Origin of the sequence: Roseococcus sp. YIM B11640 (assembly GCF_049727625.1) — a bacterium.
Classification (GTDB): domain Bacteria; phylum Pseudomonadota; class Alphaproteobacteria; order Acetobacterales; family Acetobacteraceae; genus Roseococcus.
Map to the genome: position 1 here is coordinate 1,198,366 of NZ_JBBJOZ010000001.1, position 11,550 is coordinate 1,209,915.

Annotated in this window: 12 protein-coding genes; 3 read left to right on the forward strand and 9 right to left on the reverse strand. The window is 69.6% G+C overall.

Translation table 11 applies throughout. From position 1 onward, the window contains the following. Positions 1-11 precede the first annotated feature (11 nt). Entirely contained in the window at positions 12-1,004 is a 993-nt protein-coding gene (locus tag WJM96_RS06085) for a Bug family tripartite tricarboxylate transporter substrate binding protein (RefSeq protein ID WP_424811541.1), read from the forward strand. Positions 1,005-1,015: 11 nt separating this feature from the next. After that, complete coding sequence (locus WJM96_RS06090; RefSeq protein ID WP_424811542.1) at positions 1,016-1,204, forward strand: 4-oxalocrotonate tautomerase; 189 nt, start codon at positions 1,016-1,018, stop codon at positions 1,202-1,204. Positions 1,205-1,207: 3 nt separating this feature from the next. On the opposite strand, the gene WJM96_RS06095 is transcribed toward WJM96_RS06090, so the two are convergent. The 3 genes from WJM96_RS06095 to WJM96_RS06105 all read right to left on the reverse strand — a co-directional run bounded on the left by WJM96_RS06095 (position 1,208) and on the right by WJM96_RS06105 (position 3,093). After that, on the reverse strand, positions 1,208-2,245 hold the full coding sequence (locus WJM96_RS06095) for a methyltransferase (protein ID WP_424811543.1): 1,038 nt from the start codon (positions 2,243-2,245) through the stop codon (positions 1,208-1,210). A 113-nt stretch (positions 2,246-2,358) separates the two neighbouring features. Continuing rightward, positions 2,359-2,607: a hypothetical protein gene (locus tag WJM96_RS06100; protein WP_424811544.1), complete on the reverse strand. Its 249-nt coding sequence runs from the start codon at positions 2,605-2,607 to the stop codon at positions 2,359-2,361. Between the two features lie 90 nt (positions 2,608-2,697). Then, positions 2,698-3,093 carry a (R)-mandelonitrile lyase gene (locus WJM96_RS06105; RefSeq protein WP_424811545.1) on the reverse strand — a complete coding sequence of 132 codons (396 nt, stop codon included), beginning with the start codon at positions 3,091-3,093 and terminating at the stop codon, positions 2,698-2,700. 194 nt (positions 3,094-3,287) lie between these two features. On the opposite strand from WJM96_RS06105, the gene WJM96_RS06110 reads away from it, so the two are divergent. Then, positions 3,288-4,244 (forward strand): Bug family tripartite tricarboxylate transporter substrate binding protein, encoded by a 957-nt coding sequence (locus WJM96_RS06110; RefSeq protein ID WP_424811546.1) that lies wholly within the window; start codon positions 3,288-3,290, stop codon positions 4,242-4,244. A gap of 48 nt (positions 4,245-4,292) precedes the next feature. On the opposite strand, the gene WJM96_RS06115 is transcribed toward WJM96_RS06110, so the two are convergent. The 6 genes from WJM96_RS06115 to lpxC all read right to left on the reverse strand — a co-directional run bounded on the left by WJM96_RS06115 (position 4,293) and on the right by lpxC (position 11,479). Continuing rightward, positions 4,293-4,730, reverse strand: a complete 438-nt coding sequence (locus tag WJM96_RS06115; RefSeq protein WP_424811547.1) for an organic hydroperoxide resistance protein — start codon at positions 4,728-4,730, stop codon at positions 4,293-4,295. Between the two features lie 26 nt (positions 4,731-4,756). Then, a complete protein-coding gene (locus WJM96_RS06120) occupies positions 4,757-5,722 on the reverse strand; it encodes a Bug family tripartite tricarboxylate transporter substrate binding protein (protein WP_424811548.1) in 966 nt (321 codons plus the stop codon). Positions 5,723-5,787: 65 nt separating this feature from the next. Further along, positions 5,788-7,938, reverse strand: a complete 2,151-nt coding sequence (gene ligA, locus WJM96_RS06125; RefSeq protein ID WP_424811549.1) for an NAD-dependent DNA ligase LigA — start codon at positions 7,936-7,938, stop codon at positions 5,788-5,790. After that, positions 7,935-9,611 (reverse strand): DNA repair protein RecN, encoded by a 1,677-nt coding sequence (gene recN, locus WJM96_RS06130; RefSeq protein WP_424811550.1) that lies wholly within the window; start codon positions 9,609-9,611, stop codon positions 7,935-7,937. Before recN ends, ligA begins: the two co-directional genes overlap by 4 nt. Positions 9,612-9,623: 12 nt before the next feature. Beyond that, positions 9,624-10,466: an outer membrane protein assembly factor BamD gene (locus tag WJM96_RS06135; RefSeq protein WP_424811551.1), complete on the reverse strand. Its 843-nt coding sequence runs from the start codon at positions 10,464-10,466 to the stop codon at positions 9,624-9,626. Between the two features lie 77 nt (positions 10,467-10,543). Then, positions 10,544-11,479: a UDP-3-O-acyl-N-acetylglucosamine deacetylase gene (gene lpxC, locus WJM96_RS06140; protein ID WP_424811552.1), complete on the reverse strand. Its 936-nt coding sequence runs from the start codon at positions 11,477-11,479 to the stop codon at positions 10,544-10,546. Between the last annotated feature and the right edge of the window lie 71 nt (positions 11,480-11,550).

Here is an 11,550-nt window from a genome sequence, read left to right on the forward strand (position 1 = left end):
GAGGTTTGCCGATGACAGCTCTCCCCCGCCGGGCCCTTCTGGCCGCACCCGCCCTGCTGCTGCCCGGCGTGGCGCGCGCCGCCTTTCCGGATCGCGTGATCACGCTGGTGAACGGCTTCTCGGCCGGCGGTTCCTCGGACATCGCGGCGCGCATCGCGGCGCCGCGCATTTCGGCGGCGCTCGGCCAGACCGTGGTGGTGGAGAACCGGCCGGGGGCGGGCGGCGCGCTGGCGCTGGCCTGGATCCGGCGCCAGGCGCCCGACGGACATACGGTGATCATCGCCGACCCATCCTCGCTGGTGATCGCGCCGCTGGTCTCCCCCGATACCGTCACCTACCGCTCGACACAGGATTTCACGCCGCTCTCCATCTGGGGCACGACACCCATGGTGCTGGTGGTGGCGCCCGAGCATCCGGCGCGGACGGTCGCGGAGCTGATGGCCTGGCTGCGCGCCCAGCAGGGGCGGGCCTCCTATGCCTCCTCCGGCATCGGGTCGACGCCGCAGCTCGCGGCGGAACTTCTGCTGCAGCGCGCGCAGGCCGCAGGCGGCGACCTTGCGGTGACCCATGTTCCCTATCGCAGCGGCGGCCAGATGCTGGAGGCCGTGATGAAGAATGAATGCGGCTTCGGCTTCTCGGTGCTGAGCAGCGCGGCGGGCCATCTGCGTGGCGGCACGATGCGCGCGTTGGCGGTGAGCGGCCCGCGCCGCTCGCCCGCGCTGCCGGACGTGCCGACCATGGCCGAGGCGGGCTTCCCCGACTTCAACCTCATCACCTGGTACATGCTCCTGGGCCCGCCCGGCATGTCTCCCGACGTGCAGGCCGCCTGGTCCGCCGCCATGGCCGCGACGCTGAAGGACGGGCCGACGGCGGAACGCCTGACGCAATCCGGCCTCGACCCCGCCGAGCCTTCCTCCCCGGCGGATGCGGCGGGCTATCTCGCGCGCGAGGCCGCGAGCTATGGTGCCATCGTCAGCGCCGCGGGTGCGCGGCTCAGGGGTTAGGAGCTTCGGCGATGCCGATCATTCATGTCGAGATGTATGCGGGCCGCACGGCCGATCAGAAGCGCGCGCTGGTGAAGGCCCTGACCGACGCCTTCGTCACCACGGCCGGTGGCTCGCCGCAAAGCGTGCAGGTGGTGCTGCGCGACGTCGAGAAGTCGGATTGGGCGACCGGCGGAATGCTCGGCTCCGACAAGACATAGAGTCTAGCCGGCTTTCTGGGCCACCATCATCGAATATGGTCCCTGCAAGGGCTGGATGGCGGCCTCGGCAAAGCCGGCCTCGCGCGCCCAGCCGATGCAATCGGCGCCGGTGTAATCGAAGCCGCCGCGCGTCTCGATCAGCATGTTCAGGCTCATGAGCAGGCCGAAGGCATTGGTCCGGCGTTCGTCGTCGATCATGGCGTCGTAGACGATCAGCGCCCCGCCCGGCGGCAGCGCGGCGTGCGCCTTGCGCAGCAGCATGCGTTTGTCGTCGAGCGGCCAGTCATGGAGGATGTGGCCCATCACCAGCACCTCCGCATTGGGCAGCGCGCCGGAGAAGAAGTCACCGGGCTCGAAGCGGATGCGGCCGGAGAGGCCGGCCTTCGCCACGTAGGCCTCGAAGACGGGGCCCACCGCCGGCAGGTCGAAGCCGATGCCCCGCAGATGCGGATGCGCGCGTGCCACCGTGACGGCCAGCCCGCCCTGCGCGCAGCCGATATCGGCGAAGCTGCGGCGGCCGGTCCAGGGAAAGGCCTGCGCGACGGAATGCGCCGTGGGCAGGCTGACGCCCGTCATGGCCTGGAGGAAGATCTCCAGTGTCGCGGGATCCCGGTAGATCGCGCCGAAGAGGTCCTCCTCGCCGTCGCGCGCCTCGTTCTGTGGTTCGCCGCTGCGCAGCGCGTCGGTGAGGCGACCCCAAAAAGGGTAGAGCCGACGGTTCGCCATTTCCAACAGGCCGCCGATGTATTCGGGTCGGGCTCGATCGAGGAAGGTCGCGGTCTGCGGCGTGTTGGCATAGCGGCCCTCCTCGTCGCGCGTCAGCATGCCGAGCGCGACCAACGCATCCAGGAAATCCCGCGCGCCCCGCTCGTGCAGGCCGAGCCGTGCGGCCAGCATGGGAAGACGGGCCGGGCCCTCGGCGCCGAGAAGGGTGAAGACGCCGAGCTCGACGGCGCTGAGCAGCGCCTTCGAACCCCAGAACGCCATGCCAAGCTGCAGGATCTCGGTAGGAGCCGCCGGTGCCGTGTCGGGATGGGCCATGGGACGATCCTCGCTCGCCTGGGACGGCCCGACCTTGCCATGACCGGCCGCCCCGCGGCAGCCGGATTCTGCTGCCGGTGGTCTCCGTGCGCCTTGGATCTACATGAAGGCGGTCAGCGCCGCATGCATTGTGCCAGCACGAAGCCGGCGGCTGCGGCGAAGCCGAGCGACTTCAACGGGTGGCGGTCTACATAGTCGTAGAACTCGCGGCTCTTCGCATGCACCGCATCCGCCGTGTCGCGCACCGCTTCCGACGCGCAATCGGCCATCTGCCACAAGACATTCGGAACCTGCTGCTCCACCGCCTCGATGCGGCTGCGAAGCACCACGAGTTCGTCCTTCAGGTCGTTCGTCGAGCTCATCGGATCCTCCTCGCGGAATGAACGTCCCCGCATCGGACGCGTTGCCGGGGCGGGGAGATCGCGACCTGGCCCAAGCTCCCCTCCGGCGCGTCACCGGCGGTACTGGGCGTCCGTCACATGTTCCAGCCAGGTGACATTGCTGCCGTCCAGCTTCTCCTGGATGGCGATGTGGCTCATGGCTGTGGAGGCGCTGGCGCCGTGCCAGTGCTTCTCGCCGGGCGGGAACCAGACGACGTCGCCGGGGCGGATTTCCTCGACCGGCCCGCCATCGCGCTGGGCCCAGCCGCAGCCCGCCGTCACGATGATCGTCTGGCCCAGCGGATGGGTGTGCCAGGCGGTACGGGCGCCAGGCTCGAAGGTCACCAGCGCGCCGGCCACCCGTGCGGGCTCCGGCGGGCTGAAGAGCGGGTCGAGCCTTACCGTACCGGTGAACCATTCGGCGGGTCCGCGTGCCGACGGCACTGAGCCCGGGCGCTGGATGTCCATGGGGTGTCCTTGCTGTGTTGATCTCGATCATGTGGGCAGGGCGGGCCATTGGCCAAGAATGAGGCGCTTTGCCTGCCCGCCGGACAATTTCGGCGGATCTGTGCATTTTCCGGCAAGGTCAAGGCTTTACGGACGGCGCGGGGCTTGCTCGGAAGGGCTCTGTCCCGCTGGACATCGACTGGAGGTTGCCGCTGATGCTTCGCCGTACCGTTTTGACCTTGCCTGGGCTGCTCGCCACGCCCGCCCTGGCCCAGTCCTGGAAGCCCAATGCGCCGCTTCGCTACGTCGTGCCCTTCCCCCCGGGCTCCAGCTTCGATCTGGTAGGCCGCGTGGTGGCCGAGGGCGCTTCGCCGATCCTCGGGCAGACGGTGGTGGTGGAGAACCGGCCCGGTGCCGGCACGCTCGTCGCGGTGCAGGCCGTGAAGGTGCTGCCGCCGGATGGCCAGTCGATCCTGATGGTGGCGAACAGCTTCACCGTGAACCCCTCGCTGCACCAGCCCAAGCCCTATGACGCGCAGACCGATTTCGATCCGCTGGCTCTGCTGGTGGAGACGCCGCACGTGCTGGTCTGCCACCCTTCCGTCGCCTCCGACTTCGCCGGCTTCCTGGCCAAGGCGCGGCAGGCCGGGCGCGGCCTTTCCTTCGGCAGCAACGGCAACGGCACCAGCCAGCACATGGGCATGGAGCAGCTGAAGATCCTGGCGCGCCTGAACGCCGAGCACGTGCCCTATCGCGGCGTACCGCCCATGCTGACGGACCTCCTGGCAGGACGCGTGGACTACACGCTGGGGAATCTATCGGATGTGCTGCCGGGCGTGCGTGACGGCAATCTGGTGGCGCTGGGCATCGTGTCGTCCTCGCGGCACCGTCTGCTGCCGAACGTCCCGACGCTGGCGGAGCTCGGCTTCCCGCAGCTCGTCTCCGACACTTGGTATGGCGTGGTGATGCCGACGGGCGGGCGGCCGGAAGTGAAGGCGGCCCTGACCGCCGCGCTGATCGAAGCCATCGGCCGCCCGGTGACGCGGGCGCGCATGGCCGATATGGGCCTCGACGTGATCGCCCAGGGGCCGGCCGAACTCGCCGCCCGCATTCAGCGCGATACCGCCACCTACGCCGAGGTCGTGCGCACGGCGAACATCACGCCGGGCTGAGTTCGAATTCCCGGCCCGCGGCGGATGCCCGGGCCGGGAAGGCGATCGTCATCCACCCTTGACGGTGAGCTTCACATCCACGTTGCCGCGCGTGGCGTGGCTGTAGGGGCAGATCTTCTCATGCGCTTCCTGGGCAAGGGCCGCGAGCTCCGCCTGCGGAATCGACGGATCCTCGACGGTCAGTTCGACCGCGAGGCCGAAGCCGCCGCCCTCGCGCGGGCCGATGGAAACGGCGGCTGAGACCTTGGCGCCCGCCGCGTTCTTCTTGTGCTGCTTGCCGATGAAGTCGAGCGCGCCGCCGAAGCAGGCCGCATAGCCGGCTGCGAAGAGGTGCTCCGGCGTGCCGGTACCCTCCTTGCCGGGCCCGCCCATCGCCTTGGGCACCGAGAGGTCGATGGAGACGATGCCGTCATCGGACTCGGTGTGGCCGTTGCGGCCGCCCTTGGCCGAGGCATGCGCCGTGTAGAGTGGGTTGATCTTGTCCATTCGGCGGGAGTCCCTTTCGGTCGGTTTTAACCTTCGACGGTCAGGCCGATGCGCTCGACCAGGCCTGACCAGAACTGCATATATTCGGCAAGTTCGGCTCGATAAGCCGCCGGCGGCAAATAAGCCGCGATGGTGTCGAGCTCGGCCAGGCGCGCCAGCACCGCGGGGCGCGTCATCGCGTGGTGGAATGCCTCCACGAGCCGGGCATGCACCTCCTGCGGTGTGCGGACGGGCGCGAAGACGCCGACCGAGCCGCTATTGGCGAAGTCGCCCGGGTAGCCGAGCGAGACGAAAGTCGGCACTTGCCGCTGCGAAGGAATGCCGTCGCGCCCCAGCGTGGCCAGCGGGCGCACCCTGCCGCTGCGGATGGGATCGCCCGAGCCCGTCATGCTGTGGAAGGCGCAGGGCACTCTGCCGCCCAGTACGTCGAGCAGCATCGGGGCCTCGCCGCGATAATGCAGCGGCGTCATGTCCAGCCCCTCGATGTTCGAGAGAAGCTGCGCGAAGGCATGTCCGCTCGAGCCCGGCGAATAGGTGCCGTAGACGAGGTTCTTGCCGCGCGCATAGGCGATGAACTCGGCCAAGGTGCGGGCCGGAATGTCCTCGCGCACGCAGAAGGGGAGGGGCGTGGTGCCCATCTTACCGACCGGCACGAAATCCTCGAGCGGCTGGTAGGGGAAGCGCTTCAGCACGACGGGCGTCTGGATGAAGCTCGCGATATGGAAGAGGATCGAATAGCCATCCGCCGCGCCGCGCGCGACCTGCTCGGAGCCCACCATGCCGCCCGCGCCGGGCCGGTTCTCGATCACCACGGGCTGGCCGAGGAACTGCGACATGGGCTCGGCCATCAGACGCGCCCAAATGTCGGTGGCGCCTCCCGGAGGCAACGGGACCACCATGCGGATCGGCTTGTTGGGAAAGGGTGCCTGGGCGATGGCCGGCGCCGCGAGAAGCGTGCCCCCAGCCGCCAGCAACAGCCGCCGCTGCAACATGCGTGATCCTCCCTGCTTGTCGTTGGGAGGACGCTAGGCTGGCGCGCCGCGCGCGGGCAAGCGAATCAGGCGGGAGGGAAGCCGGCCATCTCGCGGAACTCCGCCTCGCTCAGCACGCGCACGCCGAGCTCGGCGGCCTTCGCGGCTTTGGAACCCGCATCGGCGCCCACCACCACGAAATCCGTCTTCTTGGACACGCTCTTGGTGACCTTGGCGCGGAGGGCTTCCGCCTTCGCCTCGGCCTCGGCGCGCGAGAGCGTTTCCAGCGTGCCGGTGAAGACCAGCGTGCGGCCGGAGAAGGGGCTGTCCGTCTCCCCGGCCTCGGGCACGTCCTCCGGCGTCACGTAGCGCAGCAGGTCATCCAGCGCGTCGAGATTGTGCTGCTCGGCGAAGAACTCCACGAGCTCGGTCGCGATGGCGGGGCCGATGCCCTGGATGCTGCCCAGCTCCTCGCGCGCGTCGCTGCCGATAACGCGCGCGTCGATCATGCGCGCGCGCAGCTGGGCGATGGAATGGTAGTGCCGGGCCAGCAGCTTCGCGTTCTGCGCGCCGATGCGCCGTATGCCGAGCGCGAAGAGGAAACGCTCCAGCGGCACCCGGCGCCGCGCCTCGATGGCGGCGAGCAGGTTCGTGACGCGCTTGGACTCCGTCTTCGCGCCCTTGCCCCAGCCTTCCCATTGCCGGATCCGCTCGGCGTGCTCCTGAAGCCGGAAGATATCGGCCGGGCTCTTCACCAGCCCCTGCTCGTGGAAGAGGATGACGTTCTCCTCGCCCATCCCTTCGATATCCATCGCGCCGCGGCTGCAGAAATGCTTCAGCCGTTCGACTGTCTGCGCCGGGCAGATGAGGCCGCCGGTGCAGCGGCGCACCACATCGTCGTTCTCACGCACGGCATGGCTGCCGCAGGCGGGGCAGACGGTTGGGAAAACGTACGGCGGGCCGCGATCCGGCCGGTCCGCATCCACGACGCCCACCACCTGCGGGATCACGTCGCCCGCGCGCTGGAGGGTAATGGTGTCCCCGATGCGGATATCCTTCCGCGCGATCTCGTCCTCGTTGTGCAGTGTGGCGTGGGTGACGGTGACGCCGCCCACGAAGACCGGCGCCATCACCGCGCGCGGCGTGAGCGCGCCGGTGCGGCCGACCTGGACCTCGATGTCCAGCAGCCGGGTGCGCGCCTGCTCGGCGGGGAACTTCCACGCGATGGCCCAGCGCGGTGCCCGGCCGACGAAGCCCAGCCGCGCCTGCCAGTCGAGCCTGTTCAGCTTGTAGACGACGCCGTCGATGTCATAGGCCAGCGCCGCTCGCTCGCTCGCCATCTTCCGCTGGAATTCCGCGGCGTCTGTGATGGGCGTGGAAAGCGGGTTCACGGTGAACTTCCAGCGCCGCAGCAGATCCAGCCAATGCTCATGCGTATCGGCGGGCACCTCGCTCGCCTGACCCATCGCATAGGCGAAGAGCTTCAGCGGGCGTGAGGCCGTGATGGAGGAATCCAGCTGCCGCAGCGATCCGGCGGCCGCATTGCGCGGGTTCACCGGCACGGTGACGGCGGGGCCGAGCTTCTCCCCCCGTTCCTTGCGGGCTTCGCGCTCGGCCAGCGCGTGCTCCTGCTCCGCGCGGAAGGCCAGGAAATCGGCGCGGTCCATGAAGACCTCGCCCCTGATCTCGATCAGATCGGGGAAGGGGGCCTCGAGCTCCCGTGGCAGGTCCTTCAGCGTGAGCAGATTGGGCGTGATGTCTTCGCCCTCGATGCCGTCGCCGCGCGTGGCGCCTTTCACGAAGCGGCCGCGCTCGTAGAGCAGGTTGACGCTGAGCCCGTCGATCTTCGGTTCCGCGATGAAGTCGAGCGGCGCGTCCTCGGCCAGGGAGAGGAAGCGGCGGATGCGGGCGGCGAACTCCGCGAAATCGGCCTCGTCGAAGGCATTGTCGAGGCTCAGCATCGGTGCCAGGTGGCGCGACTTCGCGAAGCCCTCCGCCACCGCCGATCCCACACGCGTGGAAGGGCTGTCAGGGCGAATCAGGTCCGGGAACAGCACCTCGATCGCCCGGTTGCGGCGGACCAGCAGGTCGTACTCCGCGTCGCTGACCTCGGGCGCGTCCTTCTCGTGATAGAGGCGGTCGTGATGCGCGATTTCGGCGGCCAGCGCCGCGAGTTCCTCGGCGGCTTGCGCCTCCGTCAGCGCCTCCGGGGCGAGGGGGCGCAGGCTCGCAGTCATGAGGTGCCTTCCAGCAGGCTCGCGGCGGCCGCGCGCGCCGCTTCGGTGACGGTCTCGCCGGCCAGCATGCGCGCGATCTCCTCGCGGCGCTCCGCGGCGCCGAGCGGCATCACGCGCGTTTCGGCACTGGCGCCCTTCACGGATTTCGACACCTGGAGGTGCTGCGCCCCGCGCGCCGCCACCTGGGGCGAATGCGTCACCACCAGCACCTGCAGCCGCTCGGCGACGCGGGCCAGGCGCTCGCCCACAGCCGCCGCCGTGGCGCCGCCGATGCCGGCATCGACCTCGTCGAAGACCAGCGTGGGCACCGGCGAGCCGCGCGCGAGCACCACCTTCAGCGCCAGCATGAGGCGCGAGAGCTCGCCGCCCGAGGCAATCTTCACGAGCTGCCCCGGCGCCTGACCGGGATTGGTGGCGACCAGCAGCGTCACGCGGTCCATGCCATCCGCGTTCCAGCCATTCTCGTCGCGCGGCACGATCTCCACGGTGACGCGCGCGCGGTCCAGCTTCAGCGGCGGCAATTCCTTGGCGAGCGCCTTTTCCAGTTTCGACGCGGAGACGCGACGCGCCTCGGTGAGCGCCATGGCGGCGGCGAGATAGGCCTCGCGCGCCTCCTGCCTTGCGGCCTGGAGGGCCATGACGCGGCCGGTGCCGGCATCCAGCGCGGCGAGCCTCTCGCGCAGATCGGCGAGGTGCTGCGGCAGCTCCACTACCGCAATGCCGTGCTTGCGCGCGGCCGAGCGCAGGCCGAAGAGCCGGTCCTCCAGCACCTCCAGCCGGCGCGGATCGGGCATCGCGTCGACGGCGAGGCGTTCGAGGAGCTGCTCGGCCTCCGCCAGCGCATCCTGAGCGGCGCCGAGCGCGGCCAGCGCCGGCTGAGCCGATTCGTTGGGCGCGGGCAGCCGCTCCAGCGCGCGGGAGGCGGCGCGCAGGGCCGCGGCGGGGTTGGCGCTGCGCCGATCCCGGGGCTGTAGTTCCGAGAGCGCCGCCGCGATGGCCTCGTTGCGCCGCTCGGATTGCTGGAGGGTCTGGCGCTCCTGGGCCAGGCGCTCTTCCTCCCCATCCTCCGGGGCCAGCTCGTCCAGCTCCTGTACCGAGTGGCGCAGCCATTCCTCGTCGCGCAGCGCGGCTGCCACGGCCTGCTCGGCGGCCTCCAGCGCGGCCTCGGCATCCCGCCACGACCTGAACCGCGCCGCGACCTTGCTGCGCGCAGGCTCCAGCGCCCCGAAGGCATCCACCAGGGAGGCATGGGTGGCCGGGTCGGCCAGGCCGACCTGGTCGTGCTGGCCCTGCACCTCGACGAGCGTGGCGGCGAGGCGCCGAAGCAGGGCCACGCCGACCGGCTGGTCGTTCACGAAGGCGCGGGAGCGCCCATCAGCCTGCACCACACGTCGCAGTACCAGCGCCTCCTCGGCGTCCAGCCCCTGCTCCGTCAGGACCGCATAGGCGGGATGGCCTTCGGGCGGCTGGAACATCGCGGCGACGCTCGCCTGGGCCTGCCCGGCCCGCACCAGCCCCGCTTCGGCCCGCATGCCGAGCGCGAGCCCCAGCGAATCGAGCAGGATCGACTTGCCCGCGCCCGTCTCGCCCGTCAGCACCGAGAGGCCCGGGCCGAAGTTCAGGTCCAGGCGCTCGATCAGCACCACGTCGCGGATGGAGAGGGAGGCGAGCATGCGCCTGCCCTCTTAGAAGATGGTGCCCCAGGCCCGGCGGAAGATGCCGGGACGGTCGCCGGGCGCGCGCTCGGCGCCGGGCGTCAGCATGGCATAGCTGTCCTGGTACCAGGGGCTGCCCGGGAAGTTGTGGCCGAGCACGGAGGCCGAGCGCGCGGCCTCGTCCCGCAGGCCGAGCGCCAGGTAGATCTCGGTCAGGCGATGGAGCGCCTCGGGCACGTGGTTGGTGGTCTGGTAGTCCTCGACCACGCGCCGGAAACGCCCGATGGCCGCGACATAGAGGCCCTGGCGCTGGTAGAACCGTCCGATGTTCATCTCCTTGCCCGCGAGGTGATCGCGCGCGAGGTCCATCTTGAGCCGGGCGTCCCGGGCATAGGCCGTGTCGGGGAACCGATTCGCCACATCCTGCAGCGCCGCCATGGCGAGCTCCGTGCCGCGCTGGTCACGCTGGCTGTCGGAAATCTGCTCGTAGTAGCTGAGGGCGCGAAGATAATAGGCGTAGGCGATGTCGCGATGCGCGGGGTGCAGCTGGATGAAGCGATCGAGCGAGCCGATGGCTTCGGTGTACCGGTTGCGCATGTAGTCGCCGTAGGCGGCCATGATCTTCGCGTTCACCGCGAAGGTCGAATAGGGATGCTCACGCTCCAGCGTGTCGAACAGCTCCACCGCCTGGGCATAGCGGCGCTCCTGCAGCGCCTCGATGCCGGCGGCGTAGAGGCTCTCGGGCGAGCGGTCGATGAGGCCGCTGGTCGCGGAGGGCGCGCGGAAGAGCGAACCCATCGAACCGTCCCAGGAGGACAGGCCGCAGCCGGCTACCGGCAGGGCAAGCGCAAGGACCAGGGGAAGGCGAGACATTCTCTGCATGGGAAACTGCGGCTCCGATCGGGCCGATCTATACCATGCTCGCCCGGACCAACGGCAAGGGGTGGGGGTCAGGCCGCGACAGCCTGACGCACCGGCCCCGCATCGACGAGGGCATGGCCGCCCGCGAAGCGCCAGGCGCTACGGTCCGCGAAGAGCTGGCGGAGCAGGGCGTTGTTCAGCGCGTGGCCCGAGCGATAGCCGCGGAACTGACCCGCGATCGGGCTGCCGGCCAGCGCGAGATCGCCCACCACATCGAGCATCTTGTGGCGCACGAACTCGTCCGGGCGGCGCAGGCCGCCGGGATTCACGATCATCATGCCGTCCACGACGATGGCGTTGGAAAGGCTGCCGCCACGCGCCAGGCCGGCGGCCCGGAGGCGGGAGATTTCCTCGGCGAGCGTGAAGGTGCGCGCATTCGCCAGTTCCGTGCGGAAGCTGTCGGAGGTGACGCGCAGCGACAGGCTCTGCTCGCCGATCGCCGTATCCGCGAAATCGATGGTGAGCTCGGCCTCGAAGGCCATGTCGTCGGAGGGCGAAAGCTCGACCCAGCCGCCGTGGCCGTCCTCGGCGCGGACGGTCTTCAGGACCTCGATCGTGCGACGCGAACCGATGTTCTCGGAGATGCCGGCGCAGTCGATCAGGAACAGGAAGGGGTCGGCCGAGCCATCGAGAATCGGTACCTCGGGGCCGTCGAGCTCGATGAACGCGTCATCGATGCCCGTGGCGGCCAGGGCGGCCATCAGATGCTCGATGGTGCCGACGCGGACCGAGCGGTCTTCCGGCAGGGAAAGGCCCGTGCAGAGGCGCGTCTCGAAGACGTTGTCGAAGCGGGCGGGGATCGAGATACCCAGATCGGTTCGATGAAAAACGATTCCCGAGCCCGATTCGGCCGGGTGCATCGTCAAGGAAATCATCTGACCAGTGTGGAGTCCGACACCCTTGCAGCCGATGCTCGAAGCCAAGCGGCGACGGCGGCCAAGCGTCAGAGGAACAAAACCATCCATTAAAAGAAAGCCCCCAGGCAGTTGCCACCGGGGGGCTCCCCTCCCTCCGGTGCAATGCAAAATGGCAGCAC